20 protein-coding genes are annotated in these 22,960 nt (G+C 72.3%); 13 read left to right on the top strand and 7 right to left on the bottom strand.

Annotation, left to right across the window (positions count from 1 at the left end):
• Positions 1–86: 86 nt before the first annotated feature.
• Genes ACFPP6_RS08375 through ACFPP6_RS08365 form a run of 3 tightly spaced genes read right to left on the bottom strand, consistent with a single transcriptional unit; the run spans position 87 to position 3,886 of the window.
• Positions 87–1,196: an ABC transporter ATP-binding protein gene (locus tag ACFPP6_RS08375; protein WP_382038698.1), complete on the bottom strand. Its 1,110-nt coding sequence runs from the start codon at positions 1,194–1,196 to the stop codon at positions 87–89.
• Positions 1,193–2,821, bottom strand: a complete 1,629-nt coding sequence (locus ACFPP6_RS08370; RefSeq protein WP_382038696.1) for an ABC transporter permease — start codon at positions 2,819–2,821, stop codon at positions 1,193–1,195. Before ACFPP6_RS08370 ends, ACFPP6_RS08375 begins: the two co-directional genes overlap by 4 nt.
• Positions 2,822–2,827: 6 nt before the next feature.
• Entirely contained in the window at positions 2,828–3,886 is a 1,059-nt protein-coding gene (locus ACFPP6_RS08365) for an iron ABC transporter substrate-binding protein (RefSeq protein WP_382038694.1), read from the bottom strand.
• Positions 3,887–4,203: 317 nt separating this feature from the next.
• Between ACFPP6_RS08365 and ACFPP6_RS08360 the strand changes: the two genes are divergently transcribed.
• Positions 4,204–6,888 (top strand): AMP-binding protein, encoded by a 2,685-nt coding sequence (locus ACFPP6_RS08360; protein ID WP_382038692.1) that lies wholly within the window; start codon positions 4,204–4,206, stop codon positions 6,886–6,888.
• Between the two features lie 182 nt (positions 6,889–7,070).
• Here ACFPP6_RS08360 and ACFPP6_RS08355 read toward each other — a convergent pair whose 3' ends face one another.
• Complete coding sequence (locus ACFPP6_RS08355) at positions 7,071–8,159, bottom strand: MerR family transcriptional regulator (RefSeq protein WP_382039223.1); 1,089 nt, start codon at positions 8,157–8,159, stop codon at positions 7,071–7,073.
• A 185-nt stretch (positions 8,160–8,344) separates the two neighbouring features.
• On the opposite strand from ACFPP6_RS08355, the gene ACFPP6_RS08350 reads away from it, so the two are divergent.
• Positions 8,345–9,679: a cytochrome P450 gene (locus tag ACFPP6_RS08350; RefSeq protein WP_382038691.1), complete on the top strand. Its 1,335-nt coding sequence runs from the start codon at positions 8,345–8,347 to the stop codon at positions 9,677–9,679.
• Between the two features lie 186 nt (positions 9,680–9,865).
• Here the strand turns inward: ACFPP6_RS08350 and ACFPP6_RS08345 are convergent, their stop codons facing one another.
• Complete coding sequence (locus ACFPP6_RS08345) at positions 9,866–10,231, bottom strand: cupin domain-containing protein (RefSeq protein WP_382038689.1); 366 nt, start codon at positions 10,229–10,231, stop codon at positions 9,866–9,868.
• Positions 10,232–10,332: 101 nt separating this feature from the next.
• Here ACFPP6_RS08345 and ACFPP6_RS08340 point away from each other — a divergent pair, with 101 nt between their 5' ends.
• The 4 genes from ACFPP6_RS08340 (at position 10,333) to ACFPP6_RS08325 (ending at position 13,138) form a co-directional block, all read left to right on the top strand.
• Positions 10,333–10,704 carry a deoxyxylulose-5-phosphate synthase gene (locus ACFPP6_RS08340; protein ID WP_382038687.1) on the top strand — a complete coding sequence of 124 codons (372 nt, stop codon included), beginning with the start codon at positions 10,333–10,335 and terminating at the stop codon, positions 10,702–10,704.
• A 395-nt stretch (positions 10,705–11,099) separates the two neighbouring features.
• Entirely contained in the window at positions 11,100–11,414 is a 315-nt protein-coding gene (locus ACFPP6_RS08335) for a hypothetical protein (RefSeq protein WP_382038685.1), read from the top strand.
• A gap of 10 nt (positions 11,415–11,424) precedes the next feature.
• Positions 11,425–12,498 (top strand): M14 family metallopeptidase, encoded by a 1,074-nt coding sequence (locus tag ACFPP6_RS08330; protein WP_382038683.1) that lies wholly within the window; start codon positions 11,425–11,427, stop codon positions 12,496–12,498.
• A gap of 142 nt (positions 12,499–12,640) precedes the next feature.
• Positions 12,641–13,138, top strand: a complete 498-nt coding sequence (locus tag ACFPP6_RS08325) for an NUDIX domain-containing protein (RefSeq protein WP_382038681.1) — start codon at positions 12,641–12,643, stop codon at positions 13,136–13,138.
• Positions 13,139–13,719: 581 nt separating this feature from the next.
• Here ACFPP6_RS08325 and ACFPP6_RS08320 read toward each other — a convergent pair.
• On the bottom strand, positions 13,720–15,330 hold the full coding sequence (locus tag ACFPP6_RS08320; protein WP_382038679.1) for a serine hydrolase domain-containing protein: 1,611 nt from the start codon (positions 15,328–15,330) through the stop codon (positions 13,720–13,722).
• 166 nt (positions 15,331–15,496) lie between these two features.
• Here ACFPP6_RS08320 and ACFPP6_RS08315 point away from each other — a divergent pair, with 166 nt between their 5' ends.
• The gene (locus tag ACFPP6_RS08315) at positions 15,497–16,732 is read left to right on the top strand and encodes a sensor histidine kinase (protein ID WP_382038678.1); all 1,236 of its coding nucleotides are present in this window, start codon (positions 15,497–15,499) and stop codon (positions 16,730–16,732) included.
• Positions 16,733–16,764: 32 nt separating this feature from the next.
• Positions 16,765–17,412, top strand: coding sequence for a response regulator (locus ACFPP6_RS08310; RefSeq protein WP_382039221.1), 648 nt, complete (start codon positions 16,765–16,767; stop codon positions 17,410–17,412).
• Between the two features lie 275 nt (positions 17,413–17,687).
• On the opposite strand, the gene ACFPP6_RS08305 is transcribed toward ACFPP6_RS08310, so the two are convergent.
• A complete protein-coding gene (locus tag ACFPP6_RS08305) occupies positions 17,688–18,335 on the bottom strand; it encodes a TetR/AcrR family transcriptional regulator (protein WP_382038677.1) in 648 nt (215 codons plus the stop codon).
• 132 nt (positions 18,336–18,467) lie between these two features.
• On the opposite strand from ACFPP6_RS08305, the gene ACFPP6_RS08300 reads away from it, so the two are divergent.
• The 5 genes from ACFPP6_RS08300 to ACFPP6_RS08280 are packed head-to-tail and all read left to right on the top strand — an operon-like array spanning position 18,468 to position 22,674.
• Positions 18,468–19,250, top strand: a complete 783-nt coding sequence (locus ACFPP6_RS08300) for a flavin-containing monooxygenase (RefSeq protein WP_382038676.1) — start codon at positions 18,468–18,470, stop codon at positions 19,248–19,250.
• Entirely contained in the window at positions 19,163–19,840 is a 678-nt protein-coding gene (locus ACFPP6_RS08295; protein WP_382038674.1) for an NAD(P)/FAD-dependent oxidoreductase, read from the top strand. Before ACFPP6_RS08300 ends, ACFPP6_RS08295 begins: the two co-directional genes overlap by 88 nt.
• A complete protein-coding gene (locus ACFPP6_RS08290; RefSeq protein ID WP_382038672.1) occupies positions 19,837–20,637 on the top strand; it encodes an SDR family NAD(P)-dependent oxidoreductase in 801 nt (266 codons plus the stop codon). The genes ACFPP6_RS08295 and ACFPP6_RS08290 overlap by 4 nt, the downstream gene beginning before the upstream one ends.
• Positions 20,634–21,410: an acetoacetate decarboxylase family protein gene (locus ACFPP6_RS08285; RefSeq protein ID WP_382038671.1), complete on the top strand. Its 777-nt coding sequence runs from the start codon at positions 20,634–20,636 to the stop codon at positions 21,408–21,410. Before ACFPP6_RS08290 ends, ACFPP6_RS08285 begins: the two co-directional genes overlap by 4 nt.
• 1 nt (position 21,411) lies before the next feature.
• Positions 21,412–22,674: an oxidoreductase gene (locus ACFPP6_RS08280; RefSeq protein WP_382038669.1), complete on the top strand. Its 1,263-nt coding sequence runs from the start codon at positions 21,412–21,414 to the stop codon at positions 22,672–22,674.
• Positions 22,675–22,960: the final 286 nt, after the last annotated feature.

Below are 22,960 nucleotides of genomic sequence, written 5' to 3'. Positions count from 1 at the left end.
ACTGAGAGGTGGCGTCCGAGTCGCCGAGTACGAGGAACGGGCTTGTCAGGCGACGTGAAGCGGGGTCGGCTCGTGGTCCGGGCCGGTCACCGGCCGGCGTGCAAGGTCGCCTCGCCGGTGACGCGGATGCCGGTGCGCTGTCCCGGGCGGACGGTCACATGCCCGGCCATCCGGACGCCGACCGGGTCGTCCAGCCCGTCGACGTCGACGGTGACCATGGCGTCGTGGCCGTAGAAGCACACTTCCGTCACCGTGCCCCGGGCGTCGGCGGGCGAGGGGTCGGCGAGGAGGATCTGTTCCGGTCGCAGGAGCACCGTGCCCTCCTGGCGGCCGGCGGTGCCGGCGGCGAGCGGTACCCGTCCCAGGGCGGTGACCGCCGATCCGCCCTCGGCCGTACCGGGCAGCAGGACGGCATCCCCGACGAACCGGGCGACCCATGGGTCGGCGGGGCGGCGGTAGAGGTCCTGGGGGGTGGCGCACTGGGCGACCGTTCCGTCGCGTACGACGGCGACGAGGTCGGCCGTGGAGAGGGCCTCCTGCTGGTCGTGGGTGACGAGGACGGCGGTGGCACCGGTGGCGCGCAGTGCGGCACGGACGTCGGCGCGGACCCCGGATCGCAATGCGCTGTCGAGGGCGTTGAAGGGTTCGTCGAGCAGGACGACAGCGGGTTCGGGCGCCAGGGCGCGGGCGAGGGCGACGCGCTGCTGCTGACCGCCGGAGAGTTCGTGGGGCATGCGGGCGCCGTAGCCGGCGAGGCCGACCAGTTCCAGCATCTCCTCGGTGCGTTTGCGGCGTGCCGCGCGGTCGCGGCCGGTGAGGCCGAAGGCGACGTTGCGGGCGACGCTGACGTGCGGGAAGAGGGCGCCCTCCTGGGGGACGATCCCGACGCGGCGGCGTTCGGGCGGCAGGTGCGTACCGGGGCCGCTGAGGGTGCGGCCGCCGACCGTGACGGTGCCTGTGTCGGGACGCAGGAAACCGGCGACGACGCGCAGCAAAGTGGTCTTGCCGCAGCCGGAGGGCCCGAGTACGGCGGCCAGTTGTCCGCCGGGCACGGTGAGGTCGAGCCCCTGGAGGACGGGCGCGTCCGGGCCGTAGCTCTTGGTCAGCCCCGTGATCTTCAGTTCGGCCGGGTCGGTCTTCGGGGCGGCCGGCGCGGCCGGTGCGGCGGGTGCAGCCGGTGCGGTCGGTTCACTCATGTGCGGTGCTTCCCGAGGAGGTAGGAGGGGACGGCGGCCAGCAGGATCAGCGCCGCGGCGTAGGGTGCCGCGGCGGCGAACGATCCCGCACCGGTCTCCGTCCACAGGCGGGTGGCGAGGGTGTCCGTACCGGTGGGGCGCAGCAGCAGGGTGGCGGGCAGTTCCTTCATGCAGACGACGAACGTCAGGGCGGCGCCGGCTGCGACGCCGGGAGCGGCCAGGGGCACGGTGACGTCGCGCAGGGTGCGCAGGGGTGAGCGGCCGAGCGAGCGGGCGACGTCCTCCAGCACCGGCGGGGCCTGGAGGACCGCGGCTCGGGTGGCGGCCACGGCCACGGGCAGGAACAGCACCGCGTAGGCGCAGATCAGCAGGGGGAGTTGCTGGTAGAGCGGGTAGGCGTAGCGGACGGAGAAGAACACCAGGGCGAGGGCGACGGTGATGCCGGGCAGGGCGTGGCCCGCGTAGGAGGCCTGTTCCAGCAGGTGGGCCGTGCGGCCTCGGTGGCGTGCGGCGATGACCCCGACGGGCAGGGCGAGGACGGTGGTGAGCGCCGCGCCGGCCGTGGCGATGCCGAGGGTGTTGGTGGCGGTGTCCAGCAGGCCGGTGGGGTCCCAGGTGGCGGAGTTGCCGATGGCGAGCCAGTAGCCGAGCGTCGCCAGTGGGAAGGCGACTGCGGCCGCGGTGACCGCGCCGCACCAGGCGAGGGCGGGTGCGCGCAGCCGTCCCAGGGCGGCGGGGGTGGCCGGGCGTGCCGTGCCGGTGCCGGTCCTGGCGTGTCCGGCGCGGCCGCGGGTGCGGGCTTCGGCGGCCACGAGCGCCACGGTCATGACGACCAGGACGACGCTGAGCGCGGCGGCCGGGGTGCGGTCGAAGCCCGCGCGGTAGGAGGTGTGGACGGCGCGGGTGAACGTGTCGTAGCGCATCAGCGACACCGCACCGAAGTCGGAGAGCACGTACAGGCCCACGAGCAGTCCGCCGCCGGCCGCCGCAGGGCGCAGCTGGGGGAGGGTGACGCGTGCGAAGGTGCGCACCGGACCGAGCCCGAGGGAGCGGGCGGTCTCTTCCTGCGCCGGGTCGATGCCCCGCAGGGCGGCGGCGACGGGCAGGTACACGTACGGGAAGCTCACCAGGGTGAGGGCGAGCGCGGACCCGGTGAATCCGGCGAGGCGGGGTGCGGCGGACAGCCAGGCGAAGGCCGCGACGTAGCTGGGAACGGCCAGTGGCAGGGTCGCCAGGACCGACCAGGCGCGGGCCCCGGGCAGGTTGGTGCGTACGGTCAGCCAGGCGAGGGAGACGCCCAGGATCAGGCAGGCTCCCACGACGGCGGCGGCGAGCCCGAGGCTGTGGCCGAGCAGGGTGACGGTGCGTTCGTCGGCGACGACGTTCCAGGCGAAGCCGGGGCCGCGTTCGAGGGAGCGTACGGCGAGGTAGCCGAGGGGCAGGACCGCGAAGAGTGCGGCCACGCCGGCGGGGAGCAGCAGTGCCCAGGGCGGCCGGGCGGCGTCACGGCGCCGTCCGGCGGGTGCGGGGGAGCCCGGCCGCGGCCGGCCGGCATGCGCGGGGCGCGGGACGGACAGGGTGGTCCGTCCCGCGTCGTCGGCCCCGGGTATGTGGGCTGGGCGCATGTCGGTTCAGACCAGCCCGACGTCCTGGAGCATGGCCAGGGTCTGCCGGAGCGAGTCGAGCCTGCCGAGGTCGATCCTGGGGGAGTCGAGGGAGGCGAGCGGCGGCAGGTCCTTGACGGGGCTGGTGACGCCGGCCGCCAGCGGGTACTCCTTGGTCTCGTCGGCGAAGTAGCTCTGTGCCTCCTTGGAGAGCAGGAACTCCACGGCCTTGCGGGCCTGCTCGCTCTGGCCGGTGCCCTTCAGGACGCCCACGCCGGCGACGTTGACGAGCGCGCCCGGGTCGCCGCCGCGGGGGTAGTGGAGCTTGGCCTTGACCTTGTCGGCGCCCTTCTCGGCGACCCGCTCGTACCAGTAGTAGTGGTTGAGCAGGCCCAGGGAGACCTCGCCGGAGTCGACCGCGTCCAGTACGGCGATGTTGTTGCCGTAGGCCTTGGCGCCGTTGGCCTTGAGGGCCTTGAGCCAGGCACGCGTGGTGTCGTCGCCGTCGAGGACGCGCATGCCGGTGACGAACGCCTGGAAGGAGGCGTTGGTCGGGGCGTAGCCGATCTTGCCCTTCCACTCGGGCTCGACCAGGTCGCGGACGCTGTCCGGGACGTCGGTGACCTTGTCCGGGTGGTAGGCGATGACGCGGACGCGTCCGGAGACGCCGGTCCAGTCGCCCTTGGCGGAGCGGTAGGGCGTGCCGACCTTGTCGAGGGTCTGCTGGGGCAGCTTCTCCAGGCGGCCTTCCTTGGAGAGGGCGCCGAGGGCGCCGGCGTCCTGGGAGAAGAACAGCGCGGCCTTGGTCCGGTCGCCCTCCTCCAGGAGCTGCGCCGCCAGTTCCGCGCTGTCTCCGTAGCGGACCTCGACCTTGGTGCCGACCGCCTTCTCCAGCTTCGTCAGGAGTGGCTTGATCAGGGCCTGCTGGCGACCGGAGTAGATGACGAGGGATGATTTGCCCCCCTTGCCTTCCTTGTTCCCCTTGTCGGCTCCCTCTTCGGCGCCGCTCCCGCATGCTGCGGCGGCGGGGAGGAGCAAGGCTGCCGCGGCGAGCGCGAGGAGACGACGGGCCAGGGGCCGACGCATGGTGATGCCTTCCTGCAGGGCCCGCCCCGATAGCTGTAAGTGACAGCGAAAAGGGAGGCGAGCGGGGCCGAAATCGGTCCACGGGGAACCCGGACGGCTAATAAATAAGGTAAAGCTAACCTAAAGGTCAAGAGGTTCGGCGAAAATCGCCGGATCGGCTCCCCAGGACGCGAATGGATAACGGTTTTGGATCATCGTTGCTGGTCAGCGCGATATCCGGAAGGCAATGGAGAGCAGTCCCGGGAGACCGGACCGCCCGGAAGAGGTCTCGGTCGGCAGGCTTTTGATGGAGGCAAGCCTTACCTACGATGCGCCACGTGACGTTCTCTTTCGGCCAGCCAAACGGAGCCAAGCCGGTCCCCTTCGCCCGCGATCTCGCAACTCACCGTGACCACACGGCCCTCATCACCCCCACGGGTGAGATCTCCTACCGCGAACTCGCCGAACGCGTGACGGCCACCGCCCGGCGCCTGGGCCCGCAGCGCCGGCTCGTGCTGCTCGCCGGCGCCAACACGGCCGACGCCCTGGTCGCATACCTGGCGGCCCTGGCCGCCGGCCACGTCGTCCTCCTCGCACCGGGCGACAGTGCCGCGACCGTCGATGCGTTCGTCGCGGCGTACGACCCGGACGTGGTCGTCCGGCAGGCCGGCGGCGCCTGGTCGATCGACGAGCGGCGCACCGGCTCCGCGCACACACTGCACCCCGACCTCGCGCTGCTGCTGAGCACCTCCGGTTCGACCGGCTCCCCGAAGCTCGTCCGCCTCTCGCACGAGAACCTCCAGGCGAACGCGGAATCAATAGCTACCTATCTGGACATACGCGACAGTGACCGGGCCGCCACGACGCTGCCCATGCACTACTGCTACGGCCTCTCGGTCATCCACAGTCACCTCCTGCGCGGCGCGGCGCTGATCCTCACCGACCTCTCCGTGGCCGACCCCCGCTTCTGGGAACGGTTCCGCGCCGCCCGCGGATCGGCGTTCGCCGGGGTTCCCTACACCTTCGACCTGCTCGACCGGGCCGGGTTCGCCACCATGGACCTGCCGCACCTGCGGTACGTCACCCAGGCGGGCGGCAGGCTGGCGCCCGACCGGGTGGCCCACTACGCCGCCCTCGGGCGGCGCGCCGGCTGGGACCTCTTCGTGATGTACGGCCAGACCGAGGCCACCGCCCGCATGGCCTACCTCCCCCCGGTGCTCGCCACCACGCACCCCCACGCGATCGGTGTCCCCGTCCCCGGCGGGTCCTTCCGTATCGAGCCGGCCCCCGGCCACCCGGCCGGCGAGGGAAGCGGCGACCGCACCGGCGAGCTCGTCTACACCGGCCCCAACGTCATGCTGGGCTACGCCGAGACCCCCGAGGACCTGAGCCTGGGCCGCACGGTCGACGAGCTGCGCACCGGCGACATCGCCCGGTGCACGGACGACGGACTCTACGAAGTGATCGGGCGCAGCAGCCGGTTCGTCAAGATCTTCGGCCTGCGGATCGACCTGCAGCGCGCCGAGGCCGCGCTGGAACGGCGGGGCGTCACCGCCACCTGCACCGGCGACGACCGCGAGCTGGTCGTCGCCGTGACGGGCGCGGCGACCCCCGACGCGGCCCGGGTGCGACGCCTGACGGCGGACGAGTGCGGCCTGCCGCTACGCGCCGTGCGCGTCCACCACTTCGCCGAACTGCCGCGCCTCGCCACGGGCAAGCCCGACTACCGGACGATAGTGCGCGAGGCTCGCGCGCCTGGGGACGGCCCGCTGCCCGCCGGAACGCCGGCACTGGCACCGGCATCAGCACCGGCATCAGCACCGGCACCGGCACCGGGTTCCGGCGTGCCGGATCTGTGCCGCCTCTACGCCGAGATCCTCGACCGTACGGACGTCACCGAGGACAGCACGTTCGTGGGCCTCGGCGGCGACTCCCTGAGCTACGTCGAGATGTCGCTGAGGATCGAGCAGGCCCTGGGGCACCTTCCCGCCGACTGGCATCTCCTTCCGATCCGCGAACTCCTGCCGGTCAGCGAACTCCGGCGGCCCGGACGCCGGCGCCCCGGCCGCCGACTGCGCGCGCTGGAGACGGGCGTCGCGCTGCGCGCGGTGGCGATCGTCCTCATCGTCGGTTCCCACATACCGGTGTTCATGGTGCAAGGCGGTGCCCACGTGCTGCTGGGCGTCGCCGGCTTCAACTTCGCCCGATTCCACCTCACCTCCGCCACGCGCCGCGAGCGCGTGCGCCACATCGGCAACGGCGTCGCGCGGATCGCCGTGCCGAGCATCGCCTGGATCGCCCTCGTGGTCCTCCTCGGCAGTGGCTACGACCCGGAGAACGCCGTACTGCTCAACAGCGTCATCGGCTCGCACGAGGGCCGGCAGGAGTGGCACTACTGGTTCGTCGAAACCATCGTCTACTTCCTCGTCGCCCTGGCCCTCTTCCTGTCCGCCCCCGCGGTGGACCGGGCGGAGAGACGGTTCCCCTTCGGCCTGCCCGCGGCGTTGGCGGCGCTCGGCCTGCTCACCCGCTACAACCTCCCCGGGTTCGACCTGCGTGTCCCTCACCTCTCACCGGTCGTCGTCTTCTGGCTGTTCGCACTCGGCTGGGCCGCGGCGAAGGCGAGCACGGCACGGCACCGGCTGCTGGTGACCGCGGTGATCGCGGCGTCCGTGCCGGGTCTCTTTCCCGACCAGCACCAGCGCGAGGCCATCGTGATCGCCGGCCTCGCGCTGCTGGTGTGGTTCCCGACCCTGCCGAGCACCCGGGCCCTCAACCGGGTCGCGGGCGTACTGGCGAGCAGCTCGCTGTACATCTACCTCACGCACTGGCAGGTCTACCCGCATCTCAAGGACCACTCCCCGCTCCTTGCCCTGGTCGTGTCCCTGGTCGTGGGCATCGGCTACGCGACCGCGGCTACGCGCCTGATGCGCACCCGGCCGCGCGCGCACCGGCCGGGCCGCCACGACCGTCCCACGGTCCGGCGCGTCAGGGACAAGCTCCGCGCCATCAGCGTCGGCTGAGGCCACCGACGCAAACTCCGTCTCTGGGTCGGGGGCATCCTCCAGGGCATCGATCCAGCAACGTGACCGGTCGGCAGGCGCCGGTGAAGCGCTGATCCGGTGGCGGTGGCGGTGGCGGTGGCGGTGGCGGTGGCGGTGGCGGCGGCTGCGGCGGCGGTAGCCGTACTCTCGCGCACGATGGTTCAGGCCGCGAGCAGGCGCAGGCCCAGCTCTGCCGCGTTGAGGGCGACGAGGTCGCGGTTGCGCTCGGTCCACCGACCCGAGGAAAGATCGCCGCGGAGGCTGTTCACCGCCCGCTGCTCGGCCTGCGGTCCGACTCTGGTCCATACCGATACCGCGCGGCGTACACGTTCGTCCAGGTAGGCCTCGGGCCGGCGCCAGTGGGCCTCGAAGAATCCGTCAGCGCAGTCCCACGGGATGAGCACCGGCTCGGCGCGGCCCCCGATCGCACGGGTCATGTCGGCCAGTGAAGGCCAGCCGACGAGAAGCTCGGCGAATTCGGGCAGGTAGTCGCGGGTGAGCCAGAACCGCTGAAGCCAGCCGGTCGTACTGGCGTCGTAGGTGAAGACCACCACGCGGCGGGCCACACGCCGCATCTCGCGCAGCCCGGCGACCGGGTCCGGCCAGTGATGAACGGTGCTGACCGCCATCGCGGCGTCGAAGGACTGGTCCTCGAACGGGAGGCTCTCCGCACCGGCGGCCATGCAGGGCGCCGCGCCCGCGGGACGCTGTGCCCGCATGACCGCCGATGGTTCCACCGCCGTGACCTCGCGGTCCGGGGGCTCGTACGAGCCGGTGCCGGCCCCGACGTTCAGTACCGTCCGGGCGTCCCCGAGCGCATTCCAGATCTTCGCGGCGATCCGCGGCTCGGTGTGCCGCGTTGCCGGGTACGTGGGCCCGATGGATTCGTACAACTGCGCGCCGAAAGCCCTCAGTTGTTCCTCCGGCGTCGTCCTGATCCCCATGGCCCGTGCCTCCAGTTCCTGGTCGATGGCCGTCACCATGGCGGTCGCGCGGTCGCGTTGTTCCTGCAGCAGGCCGCGCAATCGGCGCAGTTGCGCGACCGCGTCGGTGGCCGGGTCGTCCACCAGATCCGCGATCGAGCGCAATCCGAAGCCCAGGCGCCGGTAGCCGAGCACCTCCCGCAGTCGCTCCACGTCGCCCGCCGAGTAGGCCCGGTACCCGGCCCCGGTCCGCGCGGACGGCTGCAGGAGGCCGATCTCGTCATAGTGATGCAGTGTGCGGACGCTCACGCCGGCCGGCTCGGCCACACGTCCCACGGTCAGGTGCTCTTCCACGCCACCGACAATGCGGTATGACGCCACGTGAGGGTCAAGCGCCTCGACCTGGACAACCCGCCGGTACCGGAGATCGCCCGGCTCCACCGCACCGACCGAACCGCCCACGACGCCGAAGCCCGCGAGACCACCCATGGGCACGCGCAGCAGCTCCGTATATGTGCAGCATTGCGGATGCGGGCCCGCACGGCGGGCAGCGTTCCTGTAAAGGGTCGGCCCGGTGGCTGCTCGACGAGGCCCGGAGCCGGCTGCCGCCGGACGGCTGGGGGACGCTGATGACGTCGACCGATTCCTCGCAGGTGCCCGTCCCGGTACATGACTGGGCGGTCGATGACCTGCCGGCTCTGGACTTCGACCCCTTCATGGCCCGCCTTCTGCTCCACGAGCCGATCGCCCGCATCAGGCTGCCCTACGGCGAGGGCCACGCCTGGCTCGTCACCCGCTACGAGGACGTCAAGCTGGTGACGTCCGACGCCCGCTTCAGCCGCCGGGCACTGATCGGCCGGTCCGTCACCAGACTGTCCCCGCACACCATCCCTCAGGACGAGGCCGTGGGCTTCACCGATCCGCCCCGCCACGCCCAGCTGCGCAAGGCCGTCGCCCGGGCGTTCTCCGCGCGCAGCATGGAACGAATCCGTCCCCTCGTGGAGCGTACGGCCCACGAACTGCTCGAGGGCATGGAACGGCACGGCAGCCCGGCGGACCTGATGGAGCACTTCAACGCACCGCTGCCGTTGACGGTGATCAGCGAAGTGATGGGAGTGCCATCGTCCGACCGGCCCCTCATGGCGCACTGGACCGGCGTGCTCCTGACGGCGGCGCGCACGCGGGAGGAGAGCGAAGCGGCCAAGGCCGAGATCCGCGCCTACTTCGTCGCCCTCCTCCGGCGCCGCCGCGCCGAACCCCGAGAAGACCTGGCCGGCGATCTGGCCGCGGCGGTGACGAGCGCCGAACTCAGCGAGGCGGAGGCCGTCGCCCTGGCCGTACTGATCCAGATCAGCGCCACGCACGCCGTCCGCAACAACAGCGCCAACATGGTGTACGCGCTGCTCACCGAGCCCGGCCTGGCGGACAGGCTGCGCGCCGCACCGGCCGTCCTCCCGCAGGCCGTCGAAGAGCTTCTGCGCTGGATCCCGCACCGCCGCGGCGTGGGCATCGCCCGCATCGCCACGCAGGACGTGGAGGTCGGCGGCACCCTCATCGCGAAGGGCGAGGTGGTCTACGCCTCCTACCTCACCGCCAACCGTGACCCGTCCGTCTTCGAGCGTCCGGACGAGCTGGACGTCGACCGGCCCCGCGTCCCGCACCTCTCCTTCGGACACGGGCCCCACTTCTGTCTGGCCTCGATGCTCGCCAGGCTGGAGTCCGAGGTCATGCTGACCGGTCTGCTCGCCCGGTTCCCGCACCTGCGGCTGGCCGTGCCCGCGAAGGAGATCGCATGGCAGCCCGCCGCGCTCATCCGGGGCCCGGAGACGCTGCCGGTCGCCTGGTGACTCCTAGGGAGGCGGCGGGCCGGGGGAGCCGCCACGGCGTCCGGCCTGTGCGCCGCCGCGCGCGGGCCGACGCCCACATCAGGAAGGGAGGGCCGACGGGCAGGCGGGCAGGGCAGGGCAGATGGGCAGGACGGGCAGGCGGGCAGCGGGCCCGCAGCTCGGTCCGGGGCCGGTACGCGCGCCGGCTCAGCCCATCTGCGCCTTGACGTGGGCGAGCACTTCGTCGAGCTCGCCGGTGGGGGAGAACTCGGCGAGCTCGCTGTCCTCCAGCGCCTCGGGGGCGTGCCCGGCGCTCCAGTAGTAGGTCTGCCCGGCCTCGTAGGTCTCCTCGCCGTCCTTGGTCCGCAGCCGGATCCGGCCCTTGGCGAGGAACCCCCAGTGCGGGCACTGGCAGAGACCGTCGGGCAGGCCCTCGAGGGCGGGCCCGAAGTCGGTGCCCTTGACGGCGCTCAGATAGAGCACGCTCATCCCGCCGCCGATCTCCTGCGTCCGTACCTCGACACCTTCGGCTTGGAGAACGACCGGCGCTTCCTCACGGGTGGTCGACGTCACGGCTCTCGCCTCCCTCACTTCCCTCACCTTCACGATAGGCAGGGTGACGGGACACTTCCACCGCTGGTTGAAGGCCGAGCGGGGGCCTACACTCACTCCCCATGCCGCCTGCGAAGACGTCGTACGTCTGCCTGCCCTGCCGGGCCTCGTACAAGCAGCGCCGCCCCGGTCGCCACGACCGGGCGGACCGCCCGTGTCCGCGCTGCGCACGTCCCCTCATCCACGTGGGCGCCGCCTTCGCGCCCCCACGCCGCCGCGACGAGGCCGCCTGGCGCACGCTGTCAGTGCTGCTGCAAGCAGGCATCCGCTTCCACATGGGCTGCACCGACGGCCCGGGTTACCGGCCCCGCACCATGGGCGAGGTACGCGAACGCCTGACGTACGCCAGGCGGCACGGGGTGCCGGCTGAGCAGGCGCTGGTACTGCGGGAGCCGCCCCAGCGAACGAGGTCGCGCCCGGCGATCCCGTGCTGACGCGCACGACCTCACGCGTCGAACTCGTAGTCCGGCACGTACGACGCGGAGTCGGGGGGCCGAAAACCCGCAGCTGGTCCGGGCGGAGCAACGTTCGGCAGCACCTCGGTAACGGAAGCGCCGCCCGCCCTCGGCGGCCACATGGGCGCGGGGCACGCCCCGGATGCCCGCGGCGTCGCCGCTTGACTGCTTCCACGGCGGGAGCGCACGCTGAGGATACGAGGGAAATATCGGATGTAAGCGCACATGCCACGTATGTGCGCCCCGGGTGCGCATCCGCACGCCTGCGCATACGCACGCCCACTCGTCCACCGTCCACTCGTCGCGTGCGCGCCGTCCCCTGGCCGGGTCGGCATGGCAGATCCGAGCCCGACGGCGCCCGAGAGGGGCCCGTCATGTCCAGCGAGTACACCATCCTGCGTGTCCGCGTCACGGCCAAGGACGCCGACACCTTGCGCGCCCTGCTGAGGGACTCCCGTCCCGACGTCGGCGGCCGGATCCGTCAGAACGAGGACGGCAGCCTCACCTTCGACGCCTACGTGTCCCCCGAGCAGGGCGAAGCCCTGGCTCGCGAGGGTGTGTCGGCCGTGACCGTCGAGGACGCCACCGCCACCGGACGTGCACGCCAGGCCGAGGTGGGCGAAGGAGACCGGTTCGCCCCCGAGGACGAGGTTCCGCAGGGACTCGCCCTCAAGGTGCGGGACAGCTAGGAGGGACGCCATGCCGTACCTGAACGTCACCGAGGTCGAATCCGGCGTGGCCAGCCTGGCCGCCGCGTTCCCGACGGCGGACCTCATCGAGCTGCCCGAGCCGACCTTCGAGGGCAGGACCTGCCACGCCCTGCGAATCGGTACCCACCCCCCGCAGCCGAAGCCCGCCGTCGTCCTGATCGGCGGTGCGCACGCCCGGGAGTGGGGGAGCTGCGAGATCCTGGTCAACTTCGCCGCCGACCTGCTGCACGCACACGCCGGCGGTACGGGCCTTGCCTACGGCGGCACGAGTTTCACCTCCGCACAGGTGCGCACGGTCCTGGAGGAGCTCGACGTCGTCGTCTTCCCGCTCGTCAACCCGGACGGCCGGCACTACAGCCAGACCGTCGACGCCATGTGGCGGCGGAACCGCAATCCGGCCCAGTCCGGCGGCAATCCAGCCGCGGTCGGCGTCGACATCAACCGCAACTACGACCACCTCTTCGACTACCGGACCGCCTTCCACCCCTCCGCCCCGGTCCGCGTCTCGGACGACCCGGCCAACCCCGACCAGGTCTACCAGGGCCCCGAGCCCTTCTCGGAGCCGGAGACCCGCAACGTGCGCCGGCTGCTCGACCACTTCGCCCGCACCCGCTGGTTCGTCGACGTCCACAGCTACACCCAGAAGATGCTCTACGTGTGGGGCGACGACCAGAACCAGTCCGTCGACCCGGCCAAGAACTTCCGCAACCCCCTCTTCGACGGCAAACGCGGACTGAAGGACGGCCTGCTCTACGCCGAGTTCCTCGAGGAGGGCGACGCCGACGACTCCGCCGTGCTCGCCGAGCGGTTCTGCGAGGCCCTGAAGGGCGTACGGGGCAAGGAGTACACCCCCGAGCCGGCCTTCGACCTGTACCCGACCTGCGGAACCAGTGACGACTACATCTACGCACGCCACATCCTCTCGGGCCGGGAGGAGGAGAAGATCCTCGCCTTCACCGTCGAGTGGGGAATGGCCTTCCAGCCACCGTGGGCAGAGATGAAGAAGATCGTCCTCGATGTCGACGCCGGCCTCGTACAGTTCTGCCTGACCGCCATCGCCTGAGAACTGCCCCGCCGGTCAGCACCGGTGGCCGGACAGTGGCCGTTCCCCTTCACCCAACGGGCTGAATCACCGCCACCAGCTCCGCAAACGGCAGTACGCTGGCGAGCCGCCGACCAGAGAAAAAGCTTTCCAGGGAGTCGAGTTGACCAGGCATCCGCTACTCCCTCGAGCTGAATGGCTCGCCCGCCGTGCGCGCATCCTCGGCTGTGCCGCGTCCCTGATCCACGACACGGAGCACCGGATCATGCTCCTGCATACGTCCTGGAACGGCGCGTGGCAGCTGCCTGGTGGTGGCCACGACGAAGGCGAGGACCTGTGGCAGACGGCCGTGCGCGAGACGTACGAGGAGACGGGCCTGGCCATGCCGGACAGTCCGGAGCTGCTGGCCGTGGACTGGGGCCTGCACCCCGAAGGCATCCCCGAGGTCTTCACGCTGTTCAAGGGCCCCCTCGTCGACGCGAACACGGTCGAGGTGAAGCTGTCCGACGAGCACGACGCCTGGCGCATGCTCACGGCTGAGGAGTGGGCGCCGCTGGTGCCCTCGGAGCAGGCCCGGGTTCTGGCCATCGCAACGGAGGTCCTGCGCGGCGCACGATGCCCTTACCTTCGCGAGGCCGGCCACCTGGCCGACGTCCGGTAGCCGGCTCCGGCCGGCCGACACCGCACTGAACTCAGCCGTGCGCGGCCACCGACGCCATGAGGCCATCGCGTGCAGAACCCGGGCCCGGGGCCGCCAGCGCCTGGTCGAGTCCCGCGCGCAGTTCGGCTACATCGCACCGATCGGAGGCGGCGGGCCCGGCCCGGGGCCCGCACGTGCACGACCGACGACGGCTGCTTCCGCCGCCTGACCGCCCACGCCCGCCTCCCTCCCCCCCGGCCTACGCCGGCCGTCTGTGCGACGCCAAGCACGGCGCCGGCGACCAGCAGATGCGCAATATCGTTGCGGAGGGGCTCCGGGAGGTGTACTTCAACGACGGCGGACGCCGCGCAGACAACTTCGAGGCCGCGTTCACGAGTATCGACCATTCCGACGTCTCGTTCTGACCGGGACGCCCCTGCAGGTGAAGGCCCCCCGCCGCTGCGCCGCGCCGTATGGAGGGATCGCCGTTGTCGTCCTCCGGTGATCGGGCGACTCCTCGCCCCGGGACGCGAGCCCGGCGGCCAGTCCGATTTGGCGGCCGGTCCGACGGAAGTTCGGACCGGCCGCGCCACCGAGGAGGCTCAGGGCAGCTGGGCCGTGATCACCGCGGTCGTGCAGAGGAGGGCGGCCAGCGGGAGGGTGGGCAGGGCGAAGGTGACGGCGCGCAGCCAGGGCCGGCGGCCCCGGGCGGTCGGGAGGGCGGGCCAGCGGCGGACGGACTCGACGACCGTGGCGGCGAGCAGGCCGGCGCCGAGGGCGGAGACGACGCCCGGGAGGTGGCCCCACTCGCCGACCCGCAGGGCGAGCAGCCAGCAGGTGGCGGCGGTCAGCGGCAGGGAGACGGCCTTGAGCCGGTCCAGCGGGCGGGAGAGGCGGGTTCGGCGGGGCCGTACCATCCCGAGCAGGGCGAGTGCGGGCGCGCCGGCCGAGAGCAGGACGGTGAAGGCGAGCAGGATCGGGTGCGGGGTCTGCGGCTCGTCGAACTCGGGGGCGCTGATGCCGAGCAGCCCGAAGCCGATCTTCTCGGTCGGTGTGCGGGTGGAGTTGGCGAGCACGACGACCGCGCGCTGGTCGGAGGTGTGGGCGACGAACGCGCGTGAGCCGTTGGTCAGCCCGTTGTGCCAGCCGACCTTGGTGCCACCGGCGTTCCACAGCTGCCAGCCGAGCCCGATGTGCCCGTCCCGGTCGGCGTAGTCGGCGACCGCGGCCCGCGGGGTGTGGGTAAGAGCGAGCGCGGAGGGCGGGTTCGGGGCGGTGTTGGCGGCGAGGAAGGCGGCGAGGTCGGCGCTGGTGGTCCAGGTGCCGGTGCCGACCGCAGCCCACTTGGGGTTGGTCCACGGGACGACGGGTGTGCCGGCGGTGTGGAACGGCTGGATGGCGCCGTCCGGGGTGCCGGGGGCGGTGCGGACGGTGGTGTGCTTCATGCCGAGCGGGGCGAGGACCCGCTCGCGCAGGGCGGTCGGGTAGTCGCGCCCGTCGACCTTGGCCAGGGTCTCGCCGAGGACGGCGTAGCCGAGGTTGGAGTAGGAGTACTCGGTGCCGGGCTTCGGCCCGTAGCCGGAGAGGCGGGTGAGCGCGCGGACCGGGTCGCCGAGTACGGAGTAGCCGTCGCCGCCGAGCAGGTATCCGGCCATCGCCAGCGGGAACTGCGCGCCGTCGGGCGGGAAGGACGGCAAGCCGGCGGTGTGGGTGGCGAGCTGCTCGACGGTGATGCCGGACACCGCCGGATCGGCGAAGGTGTACTCGGGCCAGAGTCTGCCGACGGTGTCGGTGAGCTTGATCTTCCCGGCGTCGAGGAGGCTGCCGAGGAGGCTCGCGGTGAGCACCTTCTGCGCCGAGCCGGTCTCGAAGACGGTGTCCGGGGTGACGGGGGTGGATCCATCGGTGGTGCCCAACGCGGCCCGGGTCACCTTGCCGTGGTCGACCACCGCGACCGAGACACCGACCGAGCCACCCGCCCTCTGCCCGTCCGGCAGCAGGCCGGCGACCCGCGCGGCCAGTGCGGCGTCCCCGCTGCGGTGGGCGGCGGCCGGCGCGCTGCGCGGACCGGCCGCGAAGGCTCCCAGCGCGGCGAGGACGGCGACGGCCGCCGTCCACCGGATGGTTCGCCGCCGACCCCCGCGCTGGGAGCGGTTGTCCGGGGAAGTGGGACCGGGTGGAGCCGTGTCGGACACAGGCACAGGCACGGGCATGGGGCTTCCTCCAACAGGATGCGGGCGGCGGCCGCCGAATCCGGCGCCGACTGATGACGCTTCACATTCGCCCAGGTCAGAACCGTCTTGCGGCGGCCGTCCGGCCCGTTCCGAAGTAGCCGATCGGCCACCCCGGCCCTGCTCGCCTCCCACGTACGGTGTCGGTATGCACAACCCGTCAGCAGTCCACCCGCCCACGCCGCCCGCCCGCGCGGGCACCGCCGGCCCCGCCCGCCTGGTGCCGTTCGCCCTCGCCGCCGGGAGCCTGCTGCTGGCCCTGCTCGCCGACCTCGACCGCTGGTGGGGCATGCGCCCGGGCCCGGCCGCCGACGCCCTCTTCCTCACCTCCGGTACGGTGATGTCCGCCCTCGCGCTCCGGGCGCTGCGCCCCGGCACCTCCCGGTCGGCGACCTCGGCCGCCGTCGCCGGGGCCCTGTCGGTGACCTTCGCCGCCTCCGCCGGGTACCGGCTGCTGGACGCCGAGCACCGGCCGAGCGGCCTCACCGAGGCGCTTGCTCTCGCGCTGCTGCTCTCCCTGGTCGCCTACCGCTGCCGGCCGCTGGTGATCGCGGGCACGGCGGTCGCCGCCTTCGCCGCGCTGCTGGCCGCCGCCGGGCGCGACGGCGGGCCGTTCGACGTGGACAACGCGCTGCTGGTGCTGGTCCTGCTCGGGCCCGGCCTGCTGCTGCGCTGGCGCGCCGAGCGCCGCGCCTGGCACATCGAGCGCGCGGTGCGCGAGGAGCGCAACGCCCTGGCCCGGGACCTGCACGACGTCGTCGCCCATCAGGTCACCGGCATCGTCGTCCAGGCGCAGGCGCTCCAGCACGTCGCGGCCCGCGACCCCGGGATGCTGCGTGCCGCGCTGGCCGACATCGAGCACGCGGGAGCGGACGCACTGGCCGCCATGCGCCGGCTGGTCGGTGCGCTGCGCGAGGGAGAGCACCCGGGCCCGGACGGCGACTCGCCGGCCCGCCGGCTCGCCTCCCTCGCCCGGCCCGGCGACGGCCACCGGCCCGAGGTGGCGGTGCGCGGCGAGGCCGAACTGGACCGCGCCCCGACCGAGCTCGCCGCCGCGGTCCTCCGGATCGCCCAGGAGGCCGTGACCAACACCGACCGTCATGCCCGCGGCGCCACCCTGGTCACCGTCCTGGTTCGCGGCGAGGGCGGCCGGCTCCACCTGGACGTGCACGACGACGGTCGCGGTCCGGTCCGCGCCCACACCGGGGACGGCTACCGGGACGGCTACGGGCTGATCGGCATGGCGGAGCGGGCCAAGCTGCTCGGCGGCACCTTCCACGCCGGCCCGGCCGAGTCCGGCACCGGCTGGCAGGTCGCCGCCCGGCTGCCGGGCCCGTCCGGTTCACCGACCCCGGCGGACGGCGCGCGGAGGGCGGCCCGGTGACCATCCGCGTCCTGCTCGCCGACGACCAGCGCATGGTCCGCACCGGCTTCCGCTACATCCTCGACGCCGAACCGGACATCGAGGTCGTCGCCGAGGCCGGGGACGGCATCGAGGCGCTCCGGCTCGCCGGGCACCACCGCCCCGACGTCTGCCTGCTGGACATCCGGATGCCCGGCATCACCGGCCTCGACGTCACCCGCCGCCTGGCCGGCCCCGGCGTCGCCGACCCGCTGCGCGTCATCGTCGTCACCACCTTCGACCTCGACGAGTACGTGCACGAGGCCCTGCACGGGGGCGCGGCGGGCTTCCTGCTCAAGGACGCCGGCCCGACCATGCTCATCGAGGCGGTCCGGGCCGCCGCCCGGGGCGAGGCCATGGTCTCCCCGCAGGTCACCGTCCGGCTGCTGCGGCACTTCACCGCCGGCCGCGGTCGGCTGCCGCTGCCCGGCACGGGCGGGCACCCGCTGTCCGAACGCGAACTGGCGACCGTTCAGGCCGCCGCCCAGGGCCTCACCAACGCCGAGATCGCCGGACGCCTGCACATCTCGCTCGGCACGGTCAAGAAGCACCTCGCCGGCGCCCAGCTGAAGCTCGACGTCCGCAACCGGGTCGAACTCGCCGCCTGGGCCTACCGCCACGGCCACATGGACGGGCCTTCACCGGCGCCGGAGCACCGGTAGCCATCGGATGGCTGTTTGCCGCCGGTGTCCGGGCCGGGGGCACCGAAGCCCGGCCGTGGATCGATGCGCGGTGAGCATAGCCATCGCGGGCGAGGCCGAGAGGAGTTCCAGGGACCGGTGTGGCTCCGTGGCGGGGTGGCGTACATGTCGCGTGCCAAGTGCCGGGTGGTCGTGACCGGTCGCATACCGCCCTTGGTGGGCTGGGGGACTGGCTGAGCGTAAAGGCCCGGTGCTACTGCTACCGCTACCGCTGCCGAGGAGCAGGGCCGACAGATTCAACGGTCAGTCGTGTAGCGGGCGAAGAAGGTCTCGGCCATGAACCGCGCCATGGTGGTGAGTCGCTTCGGCGGGTAGGCGTCGGGGTCGTCCAGGACGAGTCGGCCGCCTTCTTCCATGGCGGTGAGCAGGAGGTGGGCGAGGAGGTCGACATCGATGGCCTCGGTGCCGGGGCGGTCGGCGAGGAAATGGCGGGTGATGTCGGCGAACTGCGCGCGGATGGAGGCTTCGGCCTGCTGACGGTACGTGTGTACGGGCGGGGGAGTGGCGTCGACGGGCAGGAGGATGGCGCGCCACCGGTCCGGGTGGGTGGTGACGGCGGTGAAGAAGCTCTCGGCGACGTGGGTGAAGGTGGCGATCGGGTCGGCGTCGGTGAGGTCGGCGGGGAGGGCGTCGGCGACCTGGGCGAGGGCGCGTTCGCCCTCGCGGCGCAGGAGGTCGCGCAAGATGTGGTGGGTGTCGGTGAACTGGCCGTAGACGACGGGCCTGGTCACACCGGCTGCCTTGGCCACCGCGTCGACGGAAACCCCGGTCACCCCGTCGGTGTTGATGATCCGCAGTGCGGTGTCCAGCAGCTGCTCGCGCCGTTCGGCCGGGGCCATGCGTGGGGCGTAGGGGCGCTTGCGGGCAGTGCCGGGAGAAGCCATGGCAGTCATCCTACTCTTGTGTAGCTACACCTCTGTAGCTACAGTCGCGTAGCAATGAAAGCTACAGGCGTGTAGCAATTGCGGGGGGGGGGACTGATGGGGCTGATGAGGACCACCAGCACACCAGGACGCTTGTGCATCATCGATGCGGGCTACGTCGGCAACGGGCTGGCCCGTGCTCTGCGGCAGGCGGGCATCCCGTACGACCAGCTCGAGGCCACCGGCGAGATCGGCGGGAACCGGGCGCACGGGGTGTACGACTCGACGCACCTGATCAGTTCGAAGAAGTCCACCCAGTACGTCGAGTACCCGATGCCTGCGGGCTATCCGACGTTCCCCAGCCGGGCGCAGATGCTGCGGTACCTGAATGACTACGTGGACCACTTCCACCTGCGCGAGCACATCGAGTTCGGCACCGAGGCCGTCGAGGTGCGGCCGCTGGACCGTACCGGCATGGCCGGCTGGCGCGTGACGCTGTCGACCGGTGAGCAGCGCGAGTACGCCGGGGTCGTCGTGGCCAACGGCCACTACTGGGAGCGCAACGTCCCCTCGTATCCGGGCACGTTCAGCGGCCGCCGGATGCACTCCAAGGACTACAAGCGCCCCGCCGACTTCGCCACCGGCGGCCGGGTGCTCGTGGTCGGCGGCGGCAACTCGGCCGGCGACCTCGCAGTCGAGGCGGCGGCCACGTTCGGCAGCGCCGACATGTCCCTGCGCTCCGGGTACTGGTTCATCCCGAAGACGATCCTCGGGATCCCGTCCTCGGAGTGGGACCGCGTGTGGCTGCCGATGCCGCTCAGCGGCTCGGGTTCAAGGCGCTGCTGCGGATGTCCTGCGGCCGCTACGAGCGGTACGGGCTCAAGAAGCCCGACCACAAGCTGTTCGCCAAGGACGTCACGGTCAACTCCTCGCTGATGTACGCGCTGCTGCACGGCAAGGTACGGCCGCGCCCGGAGATCACCCGCTTCGACGGATCCACGGTGCACTTCGCCGACAGCACCACCGGCGAGTACGACACCATTCTGTGGGCCACCGGCTTCCGCACCCGGTCTCCGTTCCTGGACGAGTCGATGTTCGTGTGGGAGAACGGCCAGCCGCTGCTGATCGAGCACGTGCTCGTGCCCCGCTACGCCAACCTCTACATCTGGGGCCTGGTCGCGCCCCGCTCCGGCGCCGGGAAGATCATCTCGCACGGCTCGGACTTCCTTGCCGAAGCGGTCCTCGCGCAACGGTTGCTCCCGGTCCCGCTGTCCGACCTGGTCGCCCGCCGCATGCCGGCGCGCAGCTCGATCCTCGCCGGGTCGGCGGAGATCCTCACCCGGATCCGCCTGCTGCGCTGGATCGTGCGCCGCTACTGCCGCCAGGCCCGTCTGCTCGGCGGCGGCGTGGCGTCGTGGAGCGCACACCGCGCGCCCGCTCCCGAACGTCGGCCCCGCGCGGGCTTCCCGGACACCGCTGATGTCGCCGACGCCGCCGGTCTTGCCGAAGCGGAGCTGTCCGCATGAGCCTGCCCGCCCCCACACCACGCAGCCGGGCCGTGGTCACGGGCGCGTCGTCCGGCATCGGTGCCGCGCTCGCCGAGGGCCTGGCCGCCCGCGGCCACTCGCTGATCCTGGTGGCCCGCCGCCAGGACCGGCTGCACGAGCTCGCCGAGCGGCTGACCGAGCGCTACCGCGTCCAGGCGGAGCTACGCACCTGTGACCTGAGTGACCGGGGGGAACGGGCGAAGCTGGTCGCGGAGCTCGCGTCGCGGGACATCGCGGTGCTGTGCAACAACGCGGGCTTCGCCACCTACGGCCCGCTGTCCACCCTCGCACCGGAGCGGGAGCGGCTGCAGGTGGAGCTGGACGTGGTGGCCGTGCACGAGCTGACCCTGACCGTACTCCCGGGGATGCTGGAGCGCCGGGCGGGCGCGATCCTGATCACCGGCTCCACGGCCGGTAACCAGCCCGGCCCGAACAACACCACCTACGCCGCCTCCAAGGCGTTCGCCAACACCTTCGCAGAATCCCTCCACGCCGAACTCGCCGGCACCGGGGTCGGCTGCACGCTGCTGGCCCCCGGACCGGTACGCACCGAGTTCACCCTGGTCGCCGAGGTACCGGCGCTGGATCGGCTCGTCCCCGGCCCCCTGTGGGTGTCGGCCGAACAGGCCGCACGGCAGGCGCTCGCCGGCATGGCCCGAGGCAAACGCCGTGTCGTTCCAGGGGCTTTCGCCAAGATGCAGACCGTCGGCGGGCAGTACACCCCCCGCGGGATCACCGGCCGGCTGATGCGCGCGGTGTACGGGAGGCTGACGTGACCGACCGGGAACCCGCCACCCGCACCCAGGGCCGCAGCCTGGGCTCCGACCTGCGGCGCCTGCTCACCCTGGCGGGCCCCCGCCGCACCCTGTACCGCGACGCGCACTACTTCACCGCAACCGTCGACGTCGACCCCGAACGGATGCGGCCCTGGCTCCCGTACGGAATCCGGCTCGCCGAACCCGCCCGGGCGGACGTGTTCACCGCCTTCTTCCCCGACTGCACCTACGGCTCGGTGTACCACGAGGCCGGGGTGTTCGTGCACATCCAGGCCGGCCGCCGCACCGGCATCCACTGCCCCTGGATGATCCTCGACGACGACGTCGCACTCATCCTCGGCCGTGAACTGCTCGGCTGTCCGAAGAAGCTGGGCGAGATCGACTGGCACTTCGAAGGCGCCACCATCCAAGCCGAGGCACGCAGGCGAGGCAGCACACTGATCACCATGGGTGGCGTCCTCGGCCGGCGGATCGACGACCCACCGCCGATCCTCGGCCGCCCGCACCGCAACGCCATGGGCCTCATCGGAGCAGCCCTGCCCCGCATCGTGGGCTTCACACCCGGCGAACACCCCCTCGAAGTGCGCGAGGTCACCGCCTTCGAGCTCACCGTCGGCGGCTCCGAACGCGACCCGCTCGACGTGATGGGCCTCGGCCCGCCCCTTCAGGCCCGCCTCCACCGCGTCGACCTGACCACCGGATCCCCGCCGATCCCGCTCCGTCCCCTCTCGCCGCTGTACACGGCGACCCGAGTCCGCCCGAGGGTGCTCTGAGATGACCGACGACACGACCAACAGCACGACCGACACCACCGCCGACACCACGACCACCGTGCTCGCCGACCCGCTGACCCTGCCCTGCGGGGAGGTACTGGCCAACCGTATCGCCAAAGCCGGCATGAGCGAGCAGCTCGCCACCCGCGCAGGTATCCCCACCGCCGGCCTGCACCGGCTCTACGCCACCTGGGCCCGCTCCGGCGCCGGACTGCTCATCACCGGAAACATCATGATCAACCGCGACGGACTCGTCGAACCCCGCAACGCCATCCTCGACAACGACCACGCCCTGACCGCCTTCACCGCCTGGGCCGACGCCGCGAAGCACTGCGGCACGGCGGTGTGGATGCAGATCAACCACCCCGGCCGCGTCGCCACCGTGCCCTTCACCCGCCGCCCCGTGGCCCCATCGCCCACCCGCGAACCCGTCCCCGGCTACAACCTGCGCACCCCGCGCGAACTGACCGGCCGACGCATCCAGGCACTCATCCACGACTTCGCCCGCACGGCCCACCTCGCCGTCGCCGCGGGTTTCGACGGCATCCAGATCCACGCCGCACACGGCTTCCTGCTCTCCCAGTTCCTCTCCCCGCTCGCCAACACCCGCGACGACGACTACGGCCGCACCCCGGCAGGCCGCCGCCGCGCTTTGCTGGAGACCGTCGCCGCCGTACGCGAGGCCGTCGGCCCTGCCGTACCCGTCTCGGTCAAGCTCAACTCGAAGGACTTCCAGTACGGCGGTCTGAGCGAGGCAGAGTCCCTCGACGTCGCCGCCGCCCTCGCCGACGCCGGCATCGACCTGCTGGAGATCACCGGCGGCAACTACGCCGAACCCGCCATGGAAGGCGTCCACCACACCCCTCACCAAGGCCCCTACTTCGCCGGCTACGCCACCAAGGTCCGCCACCGCGTCGACGTGCCTCTCATGCTCACCGGCGGCCTGCGCACCCGCACCACCATGGAACGCCTCGTGGCCGGCGGCGCCGTCGACATCGTCGGCATCGCCCGGCCGATGGCCTTCGTCCCCGACTACCCCGCCCGCATCCTCGCCGACGAGCCCGAACCCCTCCTGCCCGCGCCGCCACGCCCCACCGGCTACCGGCCGCTCGACGGCTACGTCCAGCTCGCCGCGCACAACCACCAGTTCCACCGCATCGCCACCGGCCGCACGCCCCAGACCCGCGCCGGCCTCGGCACCGTCCTCCACGCCGTCGGCAAGCTCACCGCGGCCGCGGCCGGCCAGGCGGTGCTGCCCCGATGAGCCTCGACACCGCCCACCTGACCGCCGAACCCCTCCGGCCACGCACAGGGCGAAGGGCTCGGCTCCACTCTGCGGCTGCGCGGACCGGTGCGACGGCTTCGGGTCCGCCTCACGCCTGGCGTGCTCGGTGAGGGTACGGCAGACGAACGGCTCCCAGGACCTTCTCCACGGCCCTGGCATGCCGGTGAGGTTCTCGGGACCGGGCGCTGGAGCGACGATGGGCGAGACGCGTCCCGCCCCAGGGACACGAACTACTTCACCAGGCCCCACGCGGGTCACTGAAGCA

It is taken from the genome of Streptomyces aureoversilis (assembly GCF_042657885.1).
Lineage (GTDB): Bacteria > Actinomycetota > Actinomycetes > Streptomycetales > Streptomycetaceae > Streptomyces > Streptomyces aureoversilis.
The sequence above is the reverse complement of the archived record's forward strand: the minus strand, read 5'-3'. Positions and strand labels throughout refer to the sequence as shown.

Excerpts from the sequence above, each read along its gene's own strand:
- ACFPP6_RS08375 (WP_382038698.1), bottom strand. The coding sequence starts at position 1,196 with ATGAGTGAACCGACCGCACCGGCTGCACCCGCCGCACCGGCCGCGCCG.
- ACFPP6_RS08370 (WP_382038696.1), bottom strand. The coding sequence starts at position 2,821 with ATGCGCCCAGCCCACATACCCGGGGCCGACGACGCGGGACGGACCACC.
- ACFPP6_RS08365 (WP_382038694.1), bottom strand. The coding sequence starts at position 3,886 with ATGCGTCGGCCCCTGGCCCGTCGTCTCCTCGCGCTCGCCGCGGCAGCC.
- ACFPP6_RS08350 (WP_382038691.1), top strand. The coding sequence starts at position 8,345 with ATGTGCAGCATTGCGGATGCGGGCCCGCACGGCGGGCAGCGTTCCTGT.
- ACFPP6_RS08340 (WP_382038687.1), top strand. The coding sequence starts at position 10,333 with ATGCCGCCTGCGAAGACGTCGTACGTCTGCCTGCCCTGCCGGGCCTCG.
- ACFPP6_RS08335 (WP_382038685.1), top strand. The coding sequence starts at position 11,100 with ATGTCCAGCGAGTACACCATCCTGCGTGTCCGCGTCACGGCCAAGGAC.
- ACFPP6_RS08330 (WP_382038683.1), top strand. The coding sequence starts at position 11,425 with ATGCCGTACCTGAACGTCACCGAGGTCGAATCCGGCGTGGCCAGCCTG.
- ACFPP6_RS08320 (WP_382038679.1), bottom strand. The coding sequence starts at position 15,330 with ATGCCCGTGCCTGTGCCTGTGTCCGACACGGCTCCACCCGGTCCCACT.
- ACFPP6_RS08315 (WP_382038678.1), top strand. The coding sequence starts at position 15,497 with ATGCACAACCCGTCAGCAGTCCACCCGCCCACGCCGCCCGCCCGCGCG.
- ACFPP6_RS08310 (WP_382039221.1), top strand. The coding sequence starts at position 16,765 with ATGGTCCGCACCGGCTTCCGCTACATCCTCGACGCCGAACCGGACATC.
- ACFPP6_RS08305 (WP_382038677.1), bottom strand. The coding sequence starts at position 18,335 with ATGGCTTCTCCCGGCACTGCCCGCAAGCGCCCCTACGCCCCACGCATG.
- ACFPP6_RS08295 (WP_382038674.1), top strand. The coding sequence starts at position 19,163 with ATGTCCTGCGGCCGCTACGAGCGGTACGGGCTCAAGAAGCCCGACCAC.
- ACFPP6_RS08290 (WP_382038672.1), top strand. The coding sequence starts at position 19,837 with ATGAGCCTGCCCGCCCCCACACCACGCAGCCGGGCCGTGGTCACGGGC.
- ACFPP6_RS08280 (WP_382038669.1), top strand. The coding sequence starts at position 21,412 with ATGACCGACGACACGACCAACAGCACGACCGACACCACCGCCGACACC.